The following is a 25,440-nucleotide window of genomic DNA, read 5'->3' on the forward strand; positions in this document are numbered from 1 at the left end:
TTTTAATTTGTGCAACATTAAGCACACAAAATAGAGTTATGCTAATTTTTATGAAGATTTAATAATTAGGTGAGAACACAATGAGTCTGGAACTTTCTACGTCGGTAAAATATTGGCTGAACTTTTTTCACCCGGTGCTGATGTGGGCACTATTAGTATTTTCAATTTATGCTGCCTACTTGGGGCTACAAGTACAGCGTACCAGAAATGCTCAGGGAGAAGAAAAGAAAGAACTGATTAAAGGTAGATATAACGTCAGACACTACCAAATCGGTTCTATACTCCTAGCTTTGATGGTGACAGGTGCGATCGGCGGGATGGCTGTCACTTACATCAATAATGGTAAGTTATTTGTCGCGCCTTACCTGTTAGCAGGATTGGGCATGACAAGTCTAATTGCATTTTCTGCTGCCTTGTCCCCTTATATGCAGAAAGGGGCAAATTGGGCGCGTGCAACTCATATTTTGATAAATTTCACGCTTTTGGGACTTTTTGCTTGGCAGGCTGTTACTGGCGTGCAAATTGTCCAAAGAATTCTCACTCAAGCATAGTCATTTGTCCTTTGTCATTTGTCATTAGTGTATGAGAAATGACAAAGGACTGTTAAATCAGTGCTTTTGTTTAGAATTAGCAGCAAACGGTATTTCTAAAGATTTATGAAAATTTTCCTGAACTTTACGAGTTAAGCGACGGGAGACTTGGCGGACAATTTGGTTAAGTAAGCGATCGCCTGTAGATTGAATTATAGACTTGGGTAATCGCTGAATAAATCGGGGAAAGTGAAGATAAACTATCAAATCCAATTCCCATTCAACCCTTGTAACCTCGGCAATATTACTGCAACCATCGTTTCCGATTAACTGTAGAGATGCCGATAGTCTACGTCATAACCAGGCGGTTGGTAGTCAGGAATGGGGATTGTACGGATGTGGTAAATACCCTCATCTGGGGGCAACAATTCCAAACCAATTTTCGGTTCTACTTCATAACCAAAAGAACCAAAACGACCAATTGTTAAAGCATAGCCATTTTCCCCAAGAGATTGTACCTTCATCGGTTCAGCGCAGCGCGAAAACCATGAGGCATGAGTATTAAGATACTCAGCAACCTGATCTACTGGGGCAGCCATTTCCATAAAATCTTGATAACGACCATAAAATTTTGTGGGCGTCGCTATATTTGTTTGTGTTAATGTGTCCTCGCCTTCTTCTTGGCTGGACGCTACAGGTAAAACTGCTTCTGTTATTTCCCAGGATTTATATTCGCCTTTTCTTGAAAGCATAAAAGGATTACTGTATACATTGGCGTTCGTCTATATTAATGATTCCCCACACACCTGGGTCATTTTGTATTCAGATTCTATTTTGACTGAAACCTCATGAATCTGCCATCACCTCCATAGAATTACTAAAATAAAGAATTGAACAAGCACACAATAGTTTCCCAGGATAGCATTTCTCATGAAAGCATTTGTAGCAGGGGCAACCGGTGAAACAGGTCGTCGGATTGTGCAAGAATTGGTAGTGCGGAATATTCCCGTCATAGCCCTGGTAAGGGATATAGACAAAGCTAGAAGTATTCTGTCTCCTGAAGCCGAATTAGTGATAGGCGACGTATTACAACCAGAAAGTTTGACTGCGGCGTTTGGAGATAGCACAGTTTTGTTGGTTGCGACTGGGGCAAAACCTAGCTTTGACCCCAGTGGCCCCTATAAAGTGGATTTTGAAGGGACTAAAAATTTAGTAGATGCCGCTAAAGCAAAGGGAATTAAGCATTTTGTCTTAGTTTCGTCTTTGTGTACTTCAAAGCTTTTTCATCCACTGAACTTGTTTTGGTTGATTTTGTTGTGGAAAAAACAAGCTGAAGAGTATATCCAAAAAAGTGGTCTTACTTATACGATTGTGCGGCCTGGGGGGTTGAAGAATGAAGATAACTCTGACCACATTGTGATGCAGAGTGCAGATACACTGTTTGACGGTAGCATCCCCAGGCAAAAAGTGGCCCAAGTTGCTGTTGAGGCGCTGTTTGAAGCAGATGCACGCAATAAAATTGTTGAGATTATTGCCAAACCTGAAGCAGCATCGAAAACCTTTGGGGAATTATTTGCTAACGTTGTTTGATGAAAAAGTTGGGAGACGCGATTAATCGCGTCTGTACAAATTCCTTACTTCTAAATTGAGTGAAGCAACTGGTGAACTTTGTCAGAATGAGTTCGTCAATCATTGTTGCTAGCAAAAGAGCGAATTTGAAGGAGTCGGACTCTGAAAGGCTTTGAATTCAAAGGTGTTGAAAAACTTATTGGGCCAATAGCTGCCCTTCTCGGTTTTGTGTATTTGTTGCAATGGTACATTGGAGACTTGCGATCGCCTTCTGATCCCATCTTTGAAAATAAACAGCCGCCTTTGGTGATGAAACAGGGCGACCCTTATATCCGCGCTTTAATGCGAACCATTTCGGCGAGTGAAGCCAGTGGGAACCGTCCCTATTCGCTGTTATATGGTGGACAGCAAGTCAACGACCTTAGCCGTCATCCTGAAATATGCGTCACAATTATCACAGGCCCCAACACAGGTAATTGTTCCACTGCTGCTGGCAGATATCAAATTATCAATATTACTTGGTATCGTTTAGCCCCCCTTTATCACCCAAATCCAATGCAAATGATGTTTTGGACTGCTTATAGTTTTGAAGCAGAATATCAAGATGTAGTAGTTTACCGTTGGTTGAATGATTCTAAAGTTTGGGGAACTGATATTTCTCAACTGTTGCGTCAGGGAAAGTTAAATGATGTTTTGCGGCGACTCTCTCCCACTTGGACAAGTCTAGGATATGGTATAGAAACTAATTCTATTAGTAGCTCTTTGCCTAAAATTTATCAAAAAATGTTGCAAGAGGAATTAACCGCAGCTAAACAACCAATAGCCCCGAATTTGACACCATCTCCAACTCCTTCTAGGAAGGCAGTAAAGAAGCAGTGAAATTATCCTAATTTTTAACTTGCTGTGGATAAAAATTCTTTGACATTTTCCACAAATGCCAAGGTATTTTCAAAGTGGATATTATGTCCAGCATTACTAATTATTTTTAGCTGGGCAAATTTACATAGTTTAGCTATTTCTATATTAATAGATATAAATTTTTCATCATATTCACCAGCTAGTAAGAGCAGAGGAATTTTATTATTTGGTAACTTTTCCCATAAAGAAGGTTGGCATCCAGTACCCATAAAGCGCAGTGATTTATCTAATTCCTCTGGATTGTTCTGCAACCGACTTTCTACCATGCGATCGTATTCTGGATGATTTTTTATATAACCAAAAATCGGTTGATTGTACCAATTAGATAGAAAAGTTGCGAAATCACTTTTTTCAATACTTCTTGTTAATTTTCTACCTATTTGCGTATCAATTTTAATGCGTTCTAATCGTTCTGCTTCTGTTGGCAAGCCTGGAGAAGCTGACTCTAGGACAACTTTTAAAAAACGTTCGGGAAAATGCAGGGTGAGGTATAAAGCCAATCTCCCACCCATTGAATAACCAACTAAGAAGCATTCGGAAATTTTTAATTCATCTAACAAGTTGATTAAAGCATGAGCAGTGTTTACCATTGTATAATAGTCATTCCCACCCAAAACTTGAGTTTTACCATGTCCGGGAAGGTCAAGTGTTAAATATGAAAATTTGTCAAATAGTAATTTTATAGGTTCATCAAATTCATCAATTTTACTCATGAAGCCATGTAAAAAAAGAATTAGTGGCTTATCTAGAGTGCCGATTAAAGAATAATGAAATTGATAATTTTTTATTAGCACAATCTTAACAAAAACTCTCTTTTTTGCACAAATTTGCACAAAATATTATCTTATAAAATAAGCTCCTTTTCTTGTTCCCTTTTTCTAGGAGGAAATAAGGAAAAGTCTATTAAAATAAGTTTGTTACCACTTCGCAACATGATATTGCCGTGGTGAATATCACGATGCACTATTGAATTTTTATGTATCGCTGTTAGTGCATCACGAATTTAGCAAATGCATTCTACATTATTTTTTTAAATTCTTAAGGTAAAAATCGATCTAAAGCAGCTTTTAACTGTTTAAGTTCAACGTCAATATTACCTTCTTGTGCGGCTCTACCAATACACTCAGTTAAATGTTCATCCAAAACAATTCGCGCTACCCGATCCAATGCGCCCCGAACTGCGGCAATTTGCAGTAGAACATCAGGACAAGGGGTACTTTGCTGCACCATTGTCTTGATACCACGAACATGTCCTTCTATACGTGATAATCGATTGACGATTCGCCGTAAAGACTCTTCGCTATGGATGTGAGGATGAGGCAACTCTCCAGTTTCATAAGTATGATCTGTATGCTCGTGGTCTGTATCGTGATAGTGGGAATGTTCTGCTTGCTGAGATGTTGGCAAGGATTCCTTACCTAATCGGTTTGATCCATTCATGGGTTATCAAAGGACTTGTAATACTCAGATCGTAGCCTAGTAGTTGACCAAAATTTACCCTCATTTCCCTCACCCCCTAATCTCTACTCCCTACTACCTCTAATTTCACTACCGCCGATTGGCTTTTTCTTGGGGAATAATCTCTGTCACTACCCTACCGCTAGAACTGCCGCCTTTGACAACAATATTTTCTGTTTGTAGATTACCAACGGCTGTTTCACCCGCAAAATTTAACGGTGGGTCAATTTGTCGATAAGTCACATTTCCTTGAGCTTCAACTAACTTATTGTCTAAATACCAAGTTAATGTATTGGATCTTAGAGACTGGCGACGCTGACCAACGGCGTTGACGTTACCTTTTAAATAAACAGTTTTTTGTGGTATTTTCATTTCACCTTGATTGGCTGTCACTGTGATATTTTCGGCACGTTGGAACATTCGCGTAGGCGAGTTTGTGGTAACAGTTTCTGCGTTCATGTTCCAGATCATAGAGTTACTAGCTATTTGCAGTGGTGGGTCTAGTAATTCTAGTTGGGCATTTTGCGAGACAGTGGCAATTTTGGTTTTTAAGTTGACTTCGGCAGAATTTCCTTTGCCGCGATCGCTAATTTTATTATCTTTGTAGCGGTCAATTTCTATGGGGCGATCGCCAATCAGTTTTTCTTCTTTAATATTCCAGATTAAATGCTCAGTTCTCACTTGCATCTGGGGATCAGTGGAATTTGCTATTACCCCACCAGAAAATTCCATGCGCTGTTCGCGGGTTTTAACTCGCGCTTCTTGCGCCACTGCTTGTAGTTGTTTATGAGTACCATTAATCTGGTTGCGAACAATCAACAAATCTTCTTTGGGTCGCCATTCTAATTCATTACCTTGCAACACAATCCCATTACTAGGATCTGTGGCAAATATTTTACCTTTAAGAAACAACTGCTTCCCATCTTGTTCAATATCTGCTACATCTGCCTTGATTTGGTAAACTACTTTGCCATCTTGGTATAGTTCACCATAAGGACTTTCAGCCTGTCCAATTTGTTTTTCTTTGGTATATTTTGCGGTTTTAGCCCTGACTTTCCAAATCGGTCTTCCCACTTCATCTGCTTGTTCTAAGGTGACATCAAAGAAAGTCAAATTGCTATCTGAATTAGATGAAGTCTCAGTATTTTGTTGAGAAGCTGGGGGAGATTTGCCCCCACAGGCGACTAAACCAAATACCAAGAAAAAGGTCAAAGGTAAAACAAGAAAGGAGGGAGTGGAGGAGAAATTTTGAATCTTTCTCTTTCCCCATCTCCCTCTTTTATGAAATTGATACGCCATTATTCTTGGATTTCTAGGTGTCCATCACTAGTTCTGGGGTCTTCCAAAAAACCGATCCCAGATAACGGGCGGTATGGATAGCTTTGGCGAGGGGTTTTTTGAATATCCTCTTTGATAGCTTCTAAATCAATGTAGCGATCGCTTACATTAATTAAGCTGTCACTGGTCATTGAACGTAAGCTCACTACTTCTACCCGCACGCCGCGATAGCTGACTGAATTTACCGCATAAGCCAAATCCCCGTCACCGCTAACTAAAACTGCGGTATCATAAGAATCTACTAGTGCCATCATGTCTACTGCTATTTCTACATCCAGGTTAGCTTTTTTAGAGCCATCTGGTAGCTGCACTAAATCTTTAGCAATGACTCGATAGCCATTGCGACGCATCCACAGCAGAAATCCCTGTTGCTTCTCGTTTGTCCGGTCTACACCAGTGTAGAAAAAAGACCGTAGTAGTCTAGAACCGCCTGTTAATCGGCATAATAGCTTGGTGTAATCGATTTCAATCCCTAGTTGCAGTGCAGCGTAAAATAGATTTGAGCCATCAATAAATATGGCCACCCTACCCCGATTCTCCAAAACCTGTTCTGGCGTAAAGATTGAATCGGTTTCAAAATTATTCAACATCATTGTGATACCTCAATTATTATCCCTGTTATTTTTGATACAAATTACGAACTTTTAGATGCTAGTCACAGTGGCTTATGATAATGTTCCGGGGCTAATTTAATAAGTTAAGCCCCGATAAATTTTTTGAGAAAATAAGAAATTGAACAAAATCAGAGTTTGATAAGGACTAATCGTTTTTCGGGGGTTCTATTCGCTGAAAAATCGGTTGGGGTTTACCCAACTGTTGTTTGCTCGATAGTAGCCCCCATTTAGCATGGATGGCAAAAGGAGCGGTAAGTGAACTTTGTTTTTGATCGTTAAAGTTTATTCCAAAGCCCAGTTGCTGATAAATATCGCTACTGATGTTCGGAATAATTGGGGATAGCAGATAAGCTGCCAGTCTAACTGATTCTAGAACTGCGTAGAGAACCTTTTCTACTGACTCCTGCTGTCCCTGTTTATATAATGACCAAGGAGCTTGTTCATCAATAAACTTATTACTGGCTTGCGCCAGCGAAAATATGGCTACGCAGGCTTGACTGAAAGCTAGCTCTTGGTATGCTTGTTTTACCTGTTCCCCTAGACTTAAACCAATTGCTTTCAAAGGATTTTCGTCAGGAATCCCTTCATTGCCGATTGATGGGACATTATTCTCAGTGCAGTATTTTTTCACCATGCTCAAGGTGCGATTGAGCAAATTACCTAAATCATTTGCCAAATCTGCATTCAGAACATTAATGAACCTTACTTCATTAAAATCTCCATCCTTGCCAAATTCGATTTCCTTAAGGAAGTAATAACGAACGGCATCACTACCATAGCGCTCAACTAACGCTATAGGATCAAGGGTGTTACCCAGAGTTTTGCCCATCTTCTGACCATCTTTGGTCAAAAAGCCATGCCCAAATACTCGCTCTGGCAAGGGTAAGCCAGCCGACAACAGCATTGCCGGCCAATAAACTGCATGGAAGCGCAGAATATCCTTACCAATTAGGTGCAAGTTAATCGGCCACCACTTTTCTAAAGCATTTTCTAAAGTCGCTTCTACATCTGGTTCTAATAATGCTGTGACATAACCTAGCAGCGCATCAAACCAGACATAAAGGGTGTGCTTGGGATCAACTGGTACAGGAAAACCCCAATCTAGATTTACCCGTGAAATGGAAAAGTCTTGTAGTCCTTGATTGACAAAGCTGAGGACTTCATTACGCCGACTTTCTGGTTGAATAAAATTTGGCTTAGATTGATAAAATTCTGTCAGCTTAGTTTGATATTTGGATAAACGGAAAAAATAGTTTTGCTCGTCTCGCCACTCAACTTCTTTGTTAGTATGAATCGGGCAACGGTGTCCTTCTAGCAGATCCCGTTCTTCTTTGAATTCTTCGCAGGATACGCAGTACCAGCCTTTTTGTTGTCCCTGGTAGATGTCACCAGATTCCCAGACTCGCTTAAAGAATTCTTTAACGATCGCTTCATGACGAGGCGCAGTAGTCCGACTAAAGCGATCGTATTGAATGTCTAATAACTGCCATAAATTCACAAAGCTAGGAACAATTTCATCGCAAAAATCTTGCGGTGCTTTGCCTAAACTTTCTGCCGATCGCTGAATTTTTTGCCCGTGTTCATCTGTACCTGTAATTAGTAATACCTGATGCCCTAGCAGCCTTTGAAATCGTGCAACAACATCTGCTGCTATTGTTGTATAAGCACTGCCTATATGGGGGACATCGTTTACATAGTATAGAGGTGTGGTCAGTGCAAATGTCTTTTCTGTTTTATTTACTAGATTCATAGAAAATAAAAATTAACTTATTAAAACGTTTTACTTGTTAACTTGTGGCGGCAAAACCACGCAATTATACAATATTATTCAGATTTTTTCCAATAACATATTCATCCTAGCAAATTTATCAGGTCAAAAATTGTTTTCTAATATGCATCAATTAAATTCATTTTTACCTAAAAGATGGAAATTAACTAATCATAATTTTTTTGAATAGTTTATATCAGATATTCTTGTGTTGAAGAATACATAACTGAGAAGGTAAGAAATTTAGCTGCTTTTGTGGATGAGATATTTCTATCTTAAGACGGTCATGGCAATAGTAAAGAAATGTAAAAATTAAATTAAGATCAACTGCCATATTTATTGGAAAATATATTGATTAGGTATGAGTGGAAATAGCCCCCTAGAGATTTCTCGCGCTTTGGTGGCGGCACTTTCAACGCAAATGTTTCGCTATTACGAGGATCGCATTCCCCAGGATGCCAGCGTGTTGGTAGTCAGCAATCACCGCAGCTTTATGGATGCACTGATTTTAATGGCGGCGTTATCGAGTCCGATTCGCTTTGCTTGCCATCACTACATGGGACAAGTGCCAATAATGCGGGAGATTGTCACCGGACAATTGGGGTGTTTTCCTTTGGAAGAAACTCAAAACCGTCACCAAAGCTTTTTTTCGCAGTCGCAGGTGCTATTGCAGTCCAAGCAGATGGTGGGAGTATTTCCAGAAGGGACTGAATCAATGGTGAAATTTAGTCAGCCAAATCATCTGAGTGAGTTTCATCGGGGATTTGCCCATTTGGCATTGCGGGCTGATGTGCAGGATTTAGCTATTTTGCCGATCGCGATCGCCTCCTTAGAAGAAGTCAACACTTCCGGCTTCCCCTTAAAGCTTTTGAGTGTATTTGACCCTTCAGAACCCTTATTTAACCAAGGCGGTTGGCATCCTTTGGTAATTTATCGTCGAGTTGCGGTGTTAATCGGTCGTCCTTATTGGATTACGCCCCAACATCATAAAAAATATCATGGCAAACAAGCCAGAACTGTTGTGGCTGAACTGACAGAACACTGTCATGGTGAAATTAGCAATTTACTGCGTCAAGGTTGCTATTAAAAGCATTCGATTTTGAATTTTGGACTGTCTTCACGACTAACAGCTAGCATTGTTCCAAGACCTTTTTTGTTTTTGCTCAAAACTACCGAAGCTCGTAACAGCAACAATCAGCGATCCAAAAGTTTTATACCATTGACTAATGACCAATGACCAATGATCAATGACCAATGACTATCCAAGAAGTTGAGCTAAATCCTTGTTTCCTGACTCCTGAACGAGTACAGCCAGAGTATCCCCTGTTAGTATATTTGCCAGGAATGGATGGAACTGGTCAACTATTGCGATCGCAAACCGTAGGATTAGAAACTGGCTTTGATGTGCGCTCTTTGGCGCTTCCCCGGAAAGGCCTTAACACTTGGGATGCCCTAACTAAGAGTGTATTGGACTTGATCGACGGCGAATTAGAAAAAAGCTCTCAGAGAGCAGTTTACTTGTGTGGTGAATCCTTTGGTGGTTGCTTGGCAATGAAAGTCGCAATCCAAGCACCCCATTTATTTAAGCGAATTATCTTAATTAACCCAGCTTCGTCCTTTCAGCTTCGCCCTTGGTTAAGTTGGGCATCCCAGCTAACTTACCTAGTGCCAACAGGATTGTATGATATTGGCGCACTAGGCTTGTTGCCATTTTTAGCATCTTTGTCACGCATTTCTCGGAGCGATCGCCACGATTTGTTGAAAACTATGCGTTCTGTCCCAGCAGAAACCGTTCTTTGGCGGTTGTCTTTACTGCGAGAGTTTCATCTTGATGAAGAAAAGTTGGGTCACTTAACTCAACCAGTTTTGTTGATTGCCGGTGGTAGCGATCGCCTTTTGCCTTCTGTAACTGAAGTGAAGCGGATAGGCAACATCTTACCAAATAATAAAATAGTGGTTTTGCCCCATTGTGGACACGCTTGCTTGCTAGAACAAGATACTAATCTCTACGAAATTCTTGAGGCTAACGACTTTTTAGAAAGTAAAGCTGATACAGGTAGAGTTAAAAAGTAAAAAGTTGTCTATAGTTAAGGGCCATTCTAATTTCTAATTGCTTTAACAAATTGTACTTATCGAGAGATGTCAAAGCCGCTCAAACTTCGTTACAAGTTTAAAGAGAGGCTTTACAGGATGGTTTCAACCAATGGCAGACAAACCCCAAGAAACAAAGGTGAATAAATTAGTTAATTCATCCAGAGAAACTTCAGAAGTAGGAATTCAGACTCAATCATCAGTAGAAAATGAACCTTCTATATTTGAGTCTTTTATTAAAACTGTTGCTCAAACTGGCCAAGCAGTTTTAGACACAGCAGTAGGAGTGGGAGAAGCGACAGCCAAAGAAACACACAAGTTGATTGAGCAAACAACTCAAAGCAGTGGTCAGGTTGTGAATCGCCTCAGCGAAAATTGGCTGATTAGAAGAGTATCTGGAGTGTTAAATCTAAATTGGCTAATTAATGATAATAACCTTGTTGATTTGGAAAAAGCAGAAGCGGCAGCAAAGAAGCTTAAGCAACAGTATCCAAATGAATCACCCAGCCAGATTGCTCACAGAATTATGGTGGAAAAAGCAACTCAAGCAGGGACAGTGGGACTAGCCACTAGTATTTTGCCAGGTATGGCAGTTGCATTGTTGGCAATTGATTTAACAGCGACAACAAAATTGCAGTCAGAAATGCTTTATCAAATTGCATCTGTCTACGGGTTGGATTTAAAAGATCCAGCTCGTAAAGGTGAAATTTTGGCAATTTTTGGGTTGGCTTTGGGTGGAGGGCGTCTTTTGAAAGCTGCGGGATTAGGCTTGTTGCGAAATGTGCCTTTAGCGGGTGCGGTAATTGGCGCTAGTTCTAATGCAACGATGATCTATTCATTGGGGTATGCTGCTTGTCGATTTTACGAAACCAAGCTGGATGAATCAACTTCTCTGGCGTCCCCGCAGACATTAGCAACATTAAAAGCCGAAAGTGAAAAGTATCTGGAAAGTGCGATCGCTCAAGAAGCCGTGATGGATCAAATCTTAGTTCACATGATCCTAGCCAGTCATCCAGATAAGACTTTGGAAGAAATTTTGCCAGAATTACAAGCTGTAAAACTCAGTCCTAACTCGTTGGATGCCATTGCCCAAAATATCAAATCGCCTAAGTCTTTAGATATACTGCTCAATCAGCTAAATCGTGATTTTGCTGTACCCTTGCTCGTTCAGTGTAAAAAAATTGCCCAGCTTGATAATAAGACTACACGACTTGAGCAAGAAATAATAGAAGCGATCGCCAACAAATTTAATATTGACGCAAATAAAATTGGTAGATAGGGGATGGGGCATGGAACAGGAAGTAAAACAGTAAAGTTAATAGTCGTTAACGGAGTTCCGATGTGGATTAATGAGGATCAAAGACTCATTAACGGAGTTCTGAGGTGGATTAATGAGGATCAAAGACTCGTTAACGGAGTTCCGAGGTGGATTAATAAGGATCAAAGACTCATTAACGGAGTTCCGAGGTGGATTAATGAGGATCAAAGACTCGTTAACGGAGTTCCGAGGTGGATTAATGAGTATCAAAGACTCGTTAACGGAGTTCCGAGGTGGATTAATGAGAATCAAAGACTCGTTAATGGGCGCTATTTATACCAATTGGCTAAATTATAGTTACTGATTCCTGCTTCCCTATATCCAATGCCCACTCGCCTCACCATGAAACAAGAATTTTGAGCAATACTGGTACAAGAAGGAATATTTACACAAAATCTCAAAATGAAAATTCAACCGAGTGATAAGCCTTTGCTAGAGTGGGCAGGCGATAGTTTGGCAATTGGATTATTTGAAGATGCAGTAGAGTTAACCGGAGAACTGGCAACTTTAGATCAAAAGTTTTCTGGGATCTTAAAAGAACTGATTGCCGAAGAAGAATTTAAAGGTAAAGCCAATAGCACTATTTTTACCCGTGTGAATGCTGGTAGCCCAGTGCGGAAATTGATTTTAGTAGGTTTAGGAAAACCAGAAACACTAAAACCAGATACTCTGCGCCGCGCTGCTGCTGCTGTAGCTAGGGTAGGAAAGAAGCAAAAAAGCAAAATTCTGGGTTTTAGTTTTCCATTGTGGAACAATGATCCAGCAGCCAGTGCCCAAGCGATCGCAGAAGGTGTTGAATTAGCACTGTACCAAGATATTCGCTTTAAATCAGAACCCGAAGATAAAGGTTCACAAATAGAAACCGTAGATTTACTAGGATTTGGTGGACAAGAAGCCGCCATCACCCGCGCCAATCAAATTGTTTCAGGCGTAAATTTGGCACGGCAATTAGTGGCAGCACCACCTAATGCCGTAACACCAATTACTTTGGCAGAAACTGCTCAAGCGATCGCCAACGAACACGGTTTACAACTAGAAATTCTAGAACGGGAAGAGTGCGAAAAGTTAGGTATGGGTGCTTTTTTAGGAGTAGCCCAAGCTTCCGATTTACCACCTAAATTCATTCACCTGACTTACAAACCAGAAGGTACACCCAAAAAGAAACTGGCAATTATTGGCAAAGGTTTAACCTTCGACTCCGGCGGACTCAATATTAAAGGTGCTGGTAGCGGCATCGAAACCATGAAAATTGACATGGGTGGTGCAGCAGCTACCTTGGGCGCAGCAAAAGCAATTGCTCAACTCAAGCCAGATTCAGAAGTTCACTTTATCTCGGCGGTGACTGAGAACATGATTAGCGGCCGTGCCATGCGCCCAGGAGACATTCTCACAGCATCAAACGGCAAAACAATCGAAGTGAACAACACCGACGCTGAAGGACGTTTGACCTTAGCAGATGCCTTGGTGTATACCGACAAATTGGGATTAGATGCGATCGTTGATTTAGCCACCCTGACTGGAGCCAACGTCATTGCCTTGGGTGAAGATATTGCTGGTTTATACACTCCCGATGATGCTGTAGCTTCCCAGATCGAAAAAGCTGCGGAAACTTCAGGAGAAAAGATTTGGCGAATGCCAATGGAAGAAAAATATTTTGAAGGGCTAAAGTCTGGCATAGCGGACATGAAAAATACAGGCCCGCGCCCAGGCGGTGCAATTACTGCTGCCCTTTTCCTCAAACAATTCGTCAAACAAACCCCTTGGGCGCACATAGATATTGCTGGCCCAGTGTGGACAGATAAAGAAAATGGCTACAACAGCGCAGGGGCAACCGGTTACGGCGTTCGGAGGCTAGTTAACTGGGTAGAAGGAAGTGGGGAGTAGGGAGTAGGGGGCAGGGGGAGCAGGGGGAGCAAAGGGAGCAGAGGAGGCAGGCTAATGCCCAATGCCCAATGCCCAATGCCCAATGCCAATGCCCAATGCCCAATGCCCAATGCCCAATGCCCAATGCCCAAATTCATGCTATCTTGAGCTTGCCAGCAAAAATTGTTGCAATAGTAACAGAAGAAATTTGGCGGTCAGAAAGTTAAGCTTTTCGGGCTTTGCCATCTGGTAAAATTTGTAAGGTTTCTAGAAGCTGTGAGCAATGAGATCGACTCGTGTACGGATCGCAATTGACGCAATGGGAGGGGATCACGCACCTGGTGAAATCGTTGCTGGCGCGTTGCGAGCAAGAGAAGAATTGGGTGTAGATGTATTGTTGGTTGGTGATCCGCAACAAATAGAAGCTGCCTTGCCATCAAAAACAAGTTTAGGGCAGGTGGAGATCGTGACTGCTGAGGAAGCGATCGCTATGGATGAGGAGCCTTTAAATGCAGTTAGACGCAAACGTAAGGCTTCTATCAATGTAGCGATGGATTTAGTCAAGCAGCAAAAGGCAGATGCCGTATTTTCTGCGGGTCACTCTGGGGCAGCGATGGCATCAGCTTTGCTCCGCTTAGGACGATTGCCAGGAATTGAGCGCCCAGCCATCGGCACAGTTTTTCCGACAATTATTGCTGGTAAGCCAGTGCTGGTACTTGATGTCGGCGCAAATGTAGATTGCCGTCCCCAGTTTTTAGAGCAGTTTGGCGTTATGGGGTCAGCTTACAGTCAGTATGTCTTGGGGACAACTGAACCAAAGGTGGGTTTGCTGAATATCGGTGAAGAAGACTCCAAAGGCAATGATGCAGCCGTCCGCGCCCACCAACTGCTACGCGAAAATTCCCAAATTAATTTTATTGGCAATGCTGAAGGGCGTGATGTGCTTTCCGGTCGCTTTGATGTGATTGTCTGCGATGGCTTTGTAGGTAATGTATTGTTAAAATTTGCCGAAGCCGTTGGAGAAGTGATTCTGCAAATTCTGCGGGAAGAATTACCCCAAGGATTGCACGGTCAAATCGGTTCAGCACTCTTAAAACCAAACCTGAAGCGGGTTAAGCAGCGCATGGATCACGCCGAACACGGCGGCGCTTTGCTGTTAGGCGTGGCAGGAGTCTGTTTAATTGGTCACGGCAGCTCCCAAGCACCCTCAATTTTTAATGCAATTCGCATGGCAAAAGAAGCTGTTGACAACGAGGTGATACAACGAATTCAGTCCCAATATATCCTAGAGCGTGAGAGCGGTTAGTCATTGGTCATTGGTCATTAGTCATTGGTCATTAGTCATTAGTCATTGGTCATTAGTCATTGGTCATTTGCAAAGGACAAAGGACAAAAGACAAAGGACAACTGACAAAGGACAAAGGACAAAAGACAAAGGACAAAAGACATAGACGCACCAGCGGCTTCCCGCAGGGTAGGACAAAAAGCTGATAGCTTGGGAGATTAGGAGTGCAAAACTTAGGCGTAGCAATTACCGGAAGCGGCTCGGCAGTACCAGCAACTTCCTTACACAACCAGACATTGAGTGAACTAGTTGAAACATCAGATGAGTGGATCGCTACAAGAACAGGAATTCGTCAACGGCGATTAGCATTGCCATCTGAGTCCTTGAGTGTACTCGCTACTGCCGCTAGCAGTCAGGCGATCGCAGCTTCGGGAATTAAAGCAGAAGACCTAGACCTGATTCTACTAGCGACTTCCACCCCGGATGATTTGTTTGGTAGTGCTTGTCAAGTACAAGCTAAATTGGGAGCCACCAACGCAGTAGCCTTTGACTTGACAGCAGCCTGCTCTGGCTTTGTGTTTGGTCTAGTTACAGCAGCCCAATACATTAGAACCGGCGTCTATAAAAACGTGCTATTAATCGGGGCAGATATCCTGTCTCGCTGGGTAGATTGGGAAGATCGGCGCACTTGTGTATTGTTTGGTGATGGTGCAGGAGCGGTAGTATTGCAAGCTGACAAAAGCGATCGCTTATTAGGATTTGCCCTTAAAAGTGATGGCACTCAAAACCATCACCTCAATCTTGCTTATGCAGGCGCTTCCCAAGAACTGCTCCCTGATGTAAATATTACAAAAGGCACTTACCAACCGATCACGATGAACGGCAAAGAAGTCTACCGCTTTGCTGTCCAAAAAGTGCCAGAAATCATTGATAAAGCCTTGTTTCAAGCCAACATCAGCGTTGAGCAAATAGATTGGCTGATATTGCATCAAGCCAATCAACGAATTATCGATGCCGTTGCCCAACGTCTAAATATCCCAGAACATAAAGTTATAAGTAATCTTGCCCAGTATGGCAATACCTCAGCTGCTTCCATCCCCTTAGCCTTAGATGAAGCAGTACGGCAAGGGAAAATTAAACCCAATGACATAGTTGCTACATCCGGCTTTGGTGCTGGTCTTACCTGGGGTGCGGCAATTTTTCAATGGGGAAGATAATATTTTGTCCTACCCTGCGGTAAGCTGCTGACGCATCTATGTCATTAGTCCTTTGTCCTTTGTTAATGACAAATGACAAATGACAAATGACCAATGACCAATGACCAATGACCCATGACCACTGACCACTGACTCTTGACAAATGACAAAAACTGCATGGGTGTTTCCCGGACAAGGTTCCCAAGCGCTGGGAATGGGAATGGATTTATTAGATATACCATCAGCTAAAGACAAATTTGCCCAGGCTGAGGAAATTTTAGGCTGGTCTGTAATAGAAATCTGTCAAAAAGAAGAAGAAAAACTATCACAGACGCTATACACTCAACCAATTCTTTATGTGGTAGAAAGCATTCTTGCTGATCTTCTCCGAGAAGATGGACACCAGCCAGATTTAGTTGCTGGCCACAGTTTGGGAGAATATTCTGCCCTTTATGTAGCGGGTGTCTTTGAGTGGTCGGCTGGTTTATATTTAGTAAAGCGTCGCGCAGAACTCATGGATAGTGCCGTCGGTGGAATGATGGCAGCTTTGATGAACTTTGACCGCGAACAGTTGGAAACAGTCATTGCCCAAACGCCTGATGTAGTGCTAGCAAATGACAATAGTCCGGCTCAGGTGGTAATTTCAGGCACGACTGAGGCTGTACAAGCAGTGATGACTCAAGTTAAAGCAAAGCGTGCGGTTCCCCTAAAAGTTTCTGGAGCATTTCACTCACATTTAATAGCACCAGCAGCTGCGGAATTTCAAGATATTTTAGAATCTGTAGAATTTCAGCCAGCTACTGTGCCAGTGTTGTCTAATGTAGAACCAATTGCGTCTATTGATGCCGAGATTTTAAAGCAGCGCTTAAATAAACAAATGACTGGTTCTGTAAGATGGCGAGAAATTTGTCTGCAATTACCAGCCAACGGAATTGAGCGAGTAATGGAAATTGGCCCTGGTAAAGTGCTAACTGGATTGATTAAACGTAGTAGCCCTGACTTAATATTAAAAAATATCCAGAGTGTTGCTGATTTAGGCACTGCAAAATAAAGGACTTCCAATTAAAAAACATTCCATCCCTGCGGGACGCTTACGCGAACACGGAGCGTCCCGCAGGGTACGTAGTAGCGCACATCTTTGCGCCACTAAAAATTGTCTGTACTCAACGCAATTGCAAACTGCCATATCTCCGATTGATGTTGTAATTGTAAATTCTCGTCAAGCTATTAAGTTAGCTTCTATCGGTAAGGTTATGACAAATTCTGCGCCCTTTCCTAGTGTGGAATTACAATCAAGTTTACCTTGATGCAGTTCAGTCACAATTTGATAGCTGATAGATAAACCCAATCCAGATCCTTTACCTACATCTTTAGTCGTGAAAAAGGGATCAAATAATCTTTTTAGAGTTGTTTCTGAAACTCCAAGACCGTTATCTGCGATCGCAATCATGGCTTGTTTTTCAGATAGCAAGCGAGTATGAATCCAAATTGTATTGGGATGTGAAGCAATTTCTGTAGGCGGGCGCTGCTGATTTGCATCTTCTAACGCATCAATCGCATTAGACAAAATATTCATAAATACCTGATTGAGTTCGCTGGGATAGCAGATCACCGGAGGCAATTTATCATAGCTTTTTATCACTTCTATTACTGGACGCTGCGGTTGAGCTTTCAAACGATGTTGCAAAATTAATAACGCACTATCAATGCCCTGATGAATATCAACCGCCTTAAATTCAGCTTCATCTAAACGGGAGAAATTGCGAAGTGATAACACAATTTCACGAATACGATTGGTGCCAATTTCCATCGAAGATAGCATTTTGGGCAAATCATCTCGAATAAATTCCAGATCCAATTCTTTAGCCTCAGCTTGAATTTCAGCGACTGGATTGGGATAGTGATACTGATACAGTTGAATAAATTCCAATAAATCTTGAGCATAATTTTGTACATAGGTGAGGTTGCCGTAAATGAAGCTGACAGGATTATTGATCTCATGTGCCACGCCTGCCACCAGTTGCCCCAAGGCTGACATTTTTTCACTCTGGATCATCTGGGCTTGGGTACGACGTAGTTCTTCAAGTGTATTTTGTAATGTTGTTGTCCGCTCCTCAACCCTTAGCTCTAAGGCATTATTTACCTGTTCAAGTTCGATGAAAGAAGTCTTTAACTGAATTGCCATACTGTTGAAAGAACTAGCAAGTCCTCCCAGTTCATCCTGTCGCGTGGTATCGAGATCGATCGCAAAATCACCGTTAGCAAGTTGGTTACTAGCGGCGGTTAATTGCTGGAGGGGTTTAGCAATTTGTTGTTGCAACACCGACAAGAGCAACAACACTTCAACCAGCAGCGCCACTGCACCGGATATTAAGATAAACTGAGCCGTATCCCATGCTTCCCCCGATAGCAGTGATTTCGGATAGACTGTGACAAAATACCAGTCTGGGCCTTGTAAGCGATTCACTGCTAAGTATTCACGGTCTTGGCTATTTTCGAGGATATGGGTTTTCGGTTGAGCCTTTGTAACTAGCTGAAAAATACGGTTGAGATGGGGATCTTTAATTGCATCGATTTTGAGTTGACCTTGAGCTTGCTGAATTTGGGCAGTGCGGTGGGGGTGGACAATTAAACGACCGTCTGAGCGAAAAATCAGATTGTAGGTTCCTGGTAATTGATCCTGGATCGTATGCTCCATCAGTTCAGTTAAGACCACATCATGTCCTACAATACCCAGGAAGCGATCGCCCTCATAAATCGGTACAATTGCCGAAACCATCCAGAGCTTAACACTTGGATCAAGATAAACACCTGTCCATTTCGGTGATCGAGACGGGTTATGTTGAGGAGCGGCAATATAGAAATATTCCTCTTTTGGATGATACAGATCGGGCGGTGACTGCAATCCGAACGGCACCCCTTTCCAGTAGCAAAGCGATACATTTTCTCGTGTAACAAAATAGGTATCGACAAACCGATTAGACCAAGCAGCTCCGTAGGCACTAATTAGTGTGTTAGCCCTGAACAGGCGTTGCTGTAGTTCTTCAGTAATTTGCACATTTCGACCAATGAATGATCCGGCATATCGAGTCGAATCAAAGTCTTTGATCGGTTGATTTTGAGGAAAATTGCGTCGAGTACCATCGTTCCAAGAAAAATACTGCCGCTCAAATTCAGCCTGGAAATCAATATTAGTGGGTTGTTTGAATTCCAGCAAAAGCCGATCGCGCAGCAAAGCGAGGTTATCCTGTGCAAGTCGAAAGATACTACTTTCTTGCTCTCCCCGTGCGCTGATGTACTTTTCTAGCTGCGTTTGAGTCTGGGTTTCCAAACGAGACATGACATGGATATAGCTCACTCCAGCAGACACGAGTACCACCGCCATTACTCGCAGTGCCATATTAATTAATGTTTTGTGGGTCAGTGAGGTGGGACGATTCTTAACGACATGGACAGACTTCAAAGACCACTGTTTGTTAAAGATTTGTCTAAATTGGGTAAGCATGGAATGGCAGAGATAAGTATTTAGGCTGAAGATTTCCAGAAAATTCATGTCGATATGCAAACGCAGGTGTATACTACATCGGTAAGTAGATCACAAACTCAGTACCTTCGCCTGGTCTAGAATCTACCTCGAATCACTCCTCCATGTTTTTCTGTAACGATTTGACGAGCGATCGCTAACCCCAATCCCGTCCCTTTTCCCACACCTTTTGTAGTAAATAAGTGATCAAAAATCTTTTGTTTCACTGATTCATTCATCCCATTGCCATTATCAGCAATAACAATTTTTACGCATCCATTTTCCCAGGAGGTTTTAATTGTAATTTGGTTGGGATTTCCCTTAATTTTCTGAAAATTTCGACCAGTATTTGATTCTTCTAAAGCATCAATAGCATTAGCTAGAATATTCATAAATACCTGATTTAATTGTCCAGGAAAACATTCAATTTTGGGCAAATTAGCATAATCAGTGGTTACTTCAATTGCTGGACGTTGTTCGTTTTCTTTGAGGCGATGTTTGAGAATTAAAATCGTACTTTCGATACCTTCATGGATATTAAACGGCACTTTGTAATCTTTGTCAGCACGAGAAAAAGTTCTTAAACTCGTGCTGATATTTTTGAGGCGATCGCACGCTATCACCATTGAATCAATAATTTTTGGTAAGTCTTCTAAGGTATAATCTAAATCAATTTCTTCGGCATGTTCTTTGATTTCATCATCAGGATCGAGAAGACTTGCTTGATATAGTTTTAAGTGTTTAATAATATCAGCAATGGTGGGTTTAGCTTGTTTGAGACTCGCCGCAATAAAGCCCAAAGGATTATTCATTTCATGGGCTACCCCAGCAACTAAATTCCCCAGTGCTGACATTTTTTCACTCTGAACAATTTTTAATTGCGCTTGTTGTAAATCTGCTAAAGCTGCTTCGAGTGCTTGAGATTTTTCTGTTACAGCTTCTTCAGCTTGTTTGCGTAAGCGAAGCTCCTCGTAGAGATCGCTAATATTGATAGTTGTCCCAACTATGCGATAAACTTTGCCCGTCTCATCTTTTAATGGACTGAGTGTGGTTAACCACCAGTTTTTCTGGTGATTAAATGTTAAACATTCTTCATAGGTGATGGGTATTCCGGTTTGTAAACAACGCAGATAATTTTGATATACTACTGCACCTTCATCACCATGTAATTCTTGCGGAGTTTTACCCAGCACTTGGGAAGCAGAGATACCAACCGCTAATTCGCACGATTTACTCCATCCTGTGTACTCAAACCTATCATTATCTCGGATCTCGACCACAAAAATGAGACAGCCAACACCTTCATAAATACTACTGAGGAATTTTTCTCTCTCTTGGAGATGATTATATAATTGGGCATTTTCCAAAGAAATTGCAGCTTGAGTGCAGAGGAAATTTATAATAGAAAGGCGATCGCTAGTGAATACCCCTTGCGTCAGTCGATTTTCTAGATAAAGAATCCCCACCAAACGCCCTTGATTAATAATCGGAGTACATAATACACTCTGGGGTTGTGAGGAGTGCATATATTCCCCAATTAACCCAATAATATCTGTTGTGCAATTGTCTATAACAACTGTTTGCTTGGTATTTTTGACGTAATGGATAATATTTACGGGAATATCTTGACAATTGTCTAGTGATTGTGGTTCAAGAATGGTTTGGATACCAATCTGTGAATTTGAGGTAATTGCCCTAACTTGCCAAGTGTCTTCTTGGGGAAGAATTAGTGCAGCTTTTTTCGCGCCGGAGTTTTCGAGGATAATGCGGCTGAGGCTGGCAACAAGTTGATCTAATTCTAGAGAACTGGAGATAGCTTGAGCCGCTTTGAGAACTGAAGTAAAATCTAGTGCATCAGAAATACTGGTGCTGCCAGCGCTAGAAGTGCGAGTGGAAGAGGAAGTCCCACGAAAGCTAATAGTTTCGTCGTGTTTGAGGTTGATTCGTTGCTGTTGCAGGATGGGTTGGAGTAGGTGGGGATAGCGTTTTTCTAAGTCTTCTATTTTGGCTTTTGCGCCCCAACGAGCGTAGCAGTAGTATGCTTCTTGCATATATGGTTGGGCAACTTTTTCTTTATCCCAGCCGAGGTAAAATTTGGCTGCTAATTCATTGCTAAGTGCTTCTTCTTGGATGTAGCCGTTGGCTTTGGCAAGGGAGATGGCGCGATCGTAATATTCCATCGCCTTAAGCTTGTCTCCCATTACCCGCGCTGTTTCTGCCTCAACTAAGTCATACTTATGCTGAAAATTAACAGGAGCATAGCCAGCCCAATAGTGCATGAGTTTTTGGTTGCTAACTACCTGATTTAACCAACATTCTTGTTGATCCTGTTGGCGATCGCAGCTAGAATACTTTGCAAGTAAGGACAAAGAGTAGTAAAAATTATGTCCTGCAACTAAGAGTAGACCAAAGGCTCCATCCATATATTCAGTGGCTTTTTCTGCATTGCTTGCAGCCTCTTCATACTGATCAAAGGTATACAAGATAGCTGTTTTGGCAAGATAGATGGCAAATAGTGACTGATGATTGTCGGTGTTGTGAAGATGCGGCAACATTTTTGTCTCATCAAAATCAACACCAGTCAGGTAATATTGGTGAGAGGATCGACCAAGTAAGTTTAAGGTGACTTGCCTCCAAACCTGGGCATAATCAACACAATGTTTTTGTTTGAGTTTTAAAAGTAGATTAATATATTTGGTTTGCCTTTCCTCAACAGCATCTAGAGTTTCTCCAATTAAGAATAAATGCGTACATTCAGCCATCATTGAATAGCTAGCGTGTTCAATATCTCCAACTTCTAGCCCACACTGGATACTTTCTCGTAAAGCTGTGAGTGTATTTCGACCATGCTCTTTGTAAGCACAGATAAAAACACCAAAAATCATATAAATTTTTGAACTGATTTCTTTACTCTGGTATTGTTCTAGTAACTTTAAAGCTATTTGACTTGAGTAATAAGCAGTATCGACATCTCCGATTACAGCACAAAGAAATACACCATAACTTCCATAGGCAAAAGCAGCCAAAGATGAATGTCCCTGTTCAAGACAAAGATGAAGCTTTGTCAGTGCTACTGACGGAAACATATCCGGTTTGACATGATGAACAGGAGGTGTAATGCTAATCAGCAACCGTAGTGCAGCCAGAGATTCCAGATTGGTCATTTCTGGAATATTAGCTAAGTTTGTTAAAGTTGGTAGTTGAGCTAAACGATTCTCTGGTTCTACATCAGGTGATCTCAACGAAATGTTTAACTGCTCCAGTGCTTTTAACCCTGTTTCAATAGCTTTAACTTGCTGATCTTGGGCAATATAAATCTGCACTTTCAGCTCATAAGCTTTAACTCTGTCCAATATCTGTGTAGTTTGCTGCAAGATTAGGTCTATCAGTTTGATAGCCTGTTCAAAGTTGGTGTTTAAGTATTCTGCTTTTGCTGCATCTTCATACAGCGCTAGAGTGAGATTGTAATGACTTTGCCAGCTATCTGCTGTTAGTAATTCCATTCCTAGTTTTAGATATTCAATCGCAGCAGTGTAGGCAGTGGCAGTTATAGCTTTCTGTCCAGCTAACAGATTTAACTGAGCTAGTTTATCTCGTTCTGTCTGTTGAGTAATTAACCCTAACCCCAGGTTCAATTGACTAACAATTTTAAATATTTTTTCTTCTTGTTCGCTGGGAGAAGTATTATTTAAAAGTAGCCTACCTAGCTTTAAGTGAGTAGTCTGCTTCTGAGCTTCTGGAATCAAAAAATAAGCAGCTTGTTGAACGCGATCGTGTAAAAATTTATAGTTCGGGACTTGAAAATTAGAATTTATAGGCTTTGAATCACAATCCTGCCCACTGTGCTGAAAGAATTTATAAACATCACCAGTAGTTAAAAGTAACCCTTCTTCCAAAGCTTTCCACAAATCAGCAGCCGTTTCGATTTCCGATGATTCTGAAACAATTGCCAAAGTTGCCAAATCAAATTGATTGCCAATACAAGCAGCTAACTGCAAGATATTTTGAGTTGATTGTGGCAGTCTTTGTAGTTGAAATGCCATAAACTTAACAACATCATCTGTAACCGCTTGAGTAGTCACTTGTGCAATGTCACATTCCCAAAAGCCTGACTCAAAGTTAAATTGAATCAGCCTATCTTGATGTAATGCTTTGATAAATTGTGTAGCGAAAAATGGATTACCTTGAGTTTTTTGAGATACCAGTAGGGAAAGAGGCAATGCTAAATCTTCAGAACATTTAAGTGTGTCAGCAATTAACTGATTCACTTGTCTTTGATTTAGTGGTACTAATGTAATAGTATTAATCGTTGCTTGTGTTTTTTCAATTTCACTCAAAGTCAACATTAACGGATGTGCTTTTTCGACTTCGTTATCACGATATGCACCAATTAATAAAAGATGTCCTGTATCAGCCATTAATAACTGGATTAACTTCAGCGATGCTGAATCTGCCCATTGTAAATCATCTAAAAACATCACTAATGGATGTTCGGCAGTAGTAAAAACTTGAGTAAACTTTTGGAATATCAAATTAAATCTAATTTGTGCTGCATTTCCTGATAATTCTGGAGGAGATGATTGTTGACCAATAATTCTTTCTAATTCCGGGATGACATCAATAATTACTTGTCCATTTTCACCCGCAGCTTCTAATATTTTGCTTTTCCATTGCTGGATTTGGCTATCACTTTCTGTTAATAGTTGCTCCATGAAATCCCGAAATGCTTGTACCAATGCACTTAAGGGAATATTCCGTTGAAATTGGTCAAATTTACCTTTGATAAAATAACCGCGTTGTCTAACAATCGGTTTATGAACTTCATTAATTACAACGGTTTTACCAATACCGGAAAAACCAGCTACCAGCATCATTTCTGTTGCACCAAGGCTAACTCTTTCAAATGCTTGGAGTAAGGTTGATACTTCTGTTTCCCGTCCATAGAGTTTATCAGGAATAATGAAGCGATCGCACACATCTCTTTGGGCAATTAAAAAACTCTTAATTTCACCAGTTTCTAGGAGTTGAGATAAACATTTTTCTAAATCAAATTTCAGTCCTAATGCACTCTGATAGCGATCTTCAGCATTTTTCGCCATCAATTTCATCACGATATCTGACAAGACTTGCGGAATTTCTTCACTTTTGACTTCCCGAAGGGATGGTGGAAGTTTTGCTAAATGACAATGTACCAATTCCATCGGATCATTTGATTGAAACGGTAATTCTCCCGTCAATAATTCGTAAAAAGTCACACCTAATGAATAAAAGTCAGTCCGGTAGTCAATCCCTCGATTCATTCTTCCTGTTTGTTCAGGAGAAATATAACTAAGTGTCCCCTCCAACACATTGGGATTCATTAGTGTTTGAGTTTCCCGTGGTAGTAAGGATGCAATACTAAAGTCAATTAATTTAACTTGTTTGGTTTCGGGATTAATTAGAATATTGGCAGGTTTAATATCTTTATGAATAATGCGCGAACGGTATAGTATATCTAAGGCGTTGCAAAGTGCGATCGCTATCTGTAAAAACTCCCTAATATTTCGGAGGTTTTCCCCTGTTCCCCATTCTTTCAGAGAAATCCCCCCAAAGTCCTCCATCACCAACGCATAGCCATTTTGATAAGGTTCCAGGCTATAAGTTTGGATAATTAGAGGTGAGTTAAGATTTTTGGCAATGGTGTATTGATTACGAAACTGCACCAGTTCGCTAAAACTGGGATAAGGATTTTTCAGCAGTTTAATCACCACAGGTAAAGAGTCATCTCGATAACCGCGATAAACTATGGTTCTAGAACCATTGTATAGTTCTTTACTGATGCGATATCCGGTAATACTGACAATAGGGCTATCCATACTGCTAAATCTTTGATACTTACAGATTTAGTGTTCCCAGATAAGTGAAGCAATTTATATCCACACTTTTTGGCGTTTGCTCTGGGCCTGGCGATCGCGTATGCTAAATTCAGT

19 protein-coding genes and 1 pseudogene are annotated in these 25,440 nt (G+C 41.2%); 11 read left to right on the forward strand and 9 right to left on the reverse strand.

Annotated elements, in window-relative coordinates:
* The first annotated feature begins 80 nt into the window (after positions 1–80).
* Positions 81–551 (forward strand): DUF4079 domain-containing protein, encoded by a 471-nt coding sequence (locus tag ANSO36C_RS15690; RefSeq protein WP_251955298.1) that lies wholly within the window; start codon positions 81–83, stop codon positions 549–551.
* A gap of 57 nt (positions 552–608) precedes the next feature.
* Here the strand turns inward: ANSO36C_RS15690 and ANSO36C_RS15695 are convergent.
* Positions 609–1,282, reverse strand: a pseudogene (locus tag ANSO36C_RS15695) (DUF1997 domain-containing protein).
* Between the two features lie 178 nt (positions 1,283–1,460).
* On the opposite strand from ANSO36C_RS15695, the gene ANSO36C_RS15700 reads away from it, so the two are divergent.
* On the forward strand, positions 1,461–2,120 hold the full coding sequence (locus ANSO36C_RS15700) for an NAD(P)H-binding protein (RefSeq protein ID WP_251955299.1): 660 nt from the start codon (positions 1,461–1,463) through the stop codon (positions 2,118–2,120).
* Positions 2,121–2,297: 177 nt separating this feature from the next.
* Positions 2,298–2,978, forward strand: coding sequence for a glycoside hydrolase family 24 protein (locus ANSO36C_RS15705; protein ID WP_251960347.1), 681 nt, complete (start codon positions 2,298–2,300; stop codon positions 2,976–2,978).
* A gap of 14 nt (positions 2,979–2,992) precedes the next feature.
* Here ANSO36C_RS15705 and menH read toward each other — a convergent pair whose 3' ends face one another.
* From menH to metG, 6 genes are all read right to left on the reverse strand, one after another.
* On the reverse strand, positions 2,993–3,811 hold the full coding sequence (gene menH, locus ANSO36C_RS15710; protein WP_251960348.1) for a 2-succinyl-6-hydroxy-2,4-cyclohexadiene-1-carboxylate synthase: 819 nt from the start codon (positions 3,809–3,811) through the stop codon (positions 2,993–2,995).
* A gap of 50 nt (positions 3,812–3,861) precedes the next feature.
* Positions 3,862–3,981 (reverse strand): hypothetical protein, encoded by a 120-nt coding sequence (locus ANSO36C_RS34905; protein ID WP_410174613.1) that lies wholly within the window; start codon positions 3,979–3,981, stop codon positions 3,862–3,864.
* 74 nt (positions 3,982–4,055) lie between these two features.
* Entirely contained in the window at positions 4,056–4,457 is a 402-nt protein-coding gene (locus ANSO36C_RS15715; protein ID WP_251955300.1) for a metal-sensing transcriptional repressor, read from the reverse strand.
* 108 nt (positions 4,458–4,565) lie between these two features.
* On the reverse strand, positions 4,566–5,774 hold the full coding sequence (gene lptC / locus ANSO36C_RS15720) for an LPS export ABC transporter periplasmic protein LptC (RefSeq protein ID WP_251955301.1): 1,209 nt from the start codon (positions 5,772–5,774) through the stop codon (positions 4,566–4,568).
* Entirely contained in the window at positions 5,774–6,403 is a 630-nt protein-coding gene (locus ANSO36C_RS15725) for a LabA-like NYN domain-containing protein (RefSeq protein ID WP_041565095.1), read from the reverse strand. The genes lptC and ANSO36C_RS15725 overlap by 1 nt, the downstream gene beginning before the upstream one ends.
* 169 nt (positions 6,404–6,572) lie before the next feature.
* Positions 6,573–8,177, reverse strand: coding sequence for a methionine--tRNA ligase (metG, locus tag ANSO36C_RS15730; protein ID WP_251955302.1), 1,605 nt, complete (start codon positions 8,175–8,177; stop codon positions 6,573–6,575).
* Between the two features lie 379 nt (positions 8,178–8,556).
* Between metG and ANSO36C_RS15735 the strand changes: the two genes are divergently transcribed.
* From ANSO36C_RS15735 to fabD, 8 genes are all read left to right on the forward strand, one after another.
* Positions 8,557–9,282: a lysophospholipid acyltransferase family protein gene (locus ANSO36C_RS15735; protein ID WP_251955303.1), complete on the forward strand. Its 726-nt coding sequence runs from the start codon at positions 8,557–8,559 to the stop codon at positions 9,280–9,282.
* 167 nt (positions 9,283–9,449) lie between these two features.
* Entirely contained in the window at positions 9,450–10,268 is an 819-nt protein-coding gene (locus ANSO36C_RS15740) for an alpha/beta fold hydrolase (protein WP_251955304.1), read from the forward strand.
* Positions 10,269–10,398: 130 nt separating this feature from the next.
* Entirely contained in the window at positions 10,399–11,565 is a 1,167-nt protein-coding gene (locus ANSO36C_RS15745; RefSeq protein WP_251955306.1) for an EcsC family protein, read from the forward strand.
* A gap of 441 nt (positions 11,566–12,006) precedes the next feature.
* Positions 12,007–13,488, forward strand: coding sequence for a leucyl aminopeptidase (locus ANSO36C_RS15750; protein ID WP_251955307.1), 1,482 nt, complete (start codon positions 12,007–12,009; stop codon positions 13,486–13,488).
* Positions 13,489–13,556: 68 nt separating this feature from the next.
* Positions 13,557–13,694: a hypothetical protein gene (locus tag ANSO36C_RS15755; RefSeq protein WP_251955308.1), complete on the forward strand. Its 138-nt coding sequence runs from the start codon at positions 13,557–13,559 to the stop codon at positions 13,692–13,694.
* A gap of 56 nt (positions 13,695–13,750) precedes the next feature.
* Positions 13,751–14,773 carry a phosphate acyltransferase PlsX gene (gene plsX / locus ANSO36C_RS15760; protein ID WP_251955309.1) on the forward strand — a complete coding sequence of 341 codons (1,023 nt, stop codon included), beginning with the start codon at positions 13,751–13,753 and terminating at the stop codon, positions 14,771–14,773.
* 203 nt (positions 14,774–14,976) lie between these two features.
* Complete coding sequence (locus ANSO36C_RS15765) at positions 14,977–15,969, forward strand: beta-ketoacyl-ACP synthase 3 (protein ID WP_251955310.1); 993 nt, start codon at positions 14,977–14,979, stop codon at positions 15,967–15,969.
* Positions 15,970–16,111: 142 nt separating this feature from the next.
* Positions 16,112–16,999, forward strand: coding sequence for an ACP S-malonyltransferase (gene fabD / locus ANSO36C_RS15770; RefSeq protein ID WP_251955311.1), 888 nt, complete (start codon positions 16,112–16,114; stop codon positions 16,997–16,999).
* A gap of 168 nt (positions 17,000–17,167) precedes the next feature.
* On the opposite strand, the gene ANSO36C_RS15775 is transcribed toward fabD, so the two are convergent.
* Positions 17,168–19,501, reverse strand: coding sequence for a sensor histidine kinase (locus ANSO36C_RS15775; RefSeq protein WP_251955312.1), 2,334 nt, complete (start codon positions 19,499–19,501; stop codon positions 17,168–17,170).
* A 68-nt stretch (positions 19,502–19,569) separates the two neighbouring features.
* Positions 19,570–25,326 (reverse strand): ATP-binding sensor histidine kinase, encoded by a 5,757-nt coding sequence (locus ANSO36C_RS15780; RefSeq protein ID WP_323374451.1) that lies wholly within the window; start codon positions 25,324–25,326, stop codon positions 19,570–19,572.
* Positions 25,327–25,440: the final 114 nt, after the last annotated feature.

Origin of the sequence: Nostoc cf. commune SO-36 (assembly GCF_023734775.1) — a bacterium.
Lineage (GTDB): Bacteria > Cyanobacteriota > Cyanobacteriia > Cyanobacteriales > Nostocaceae > Nostoc > Nostoc commune_A.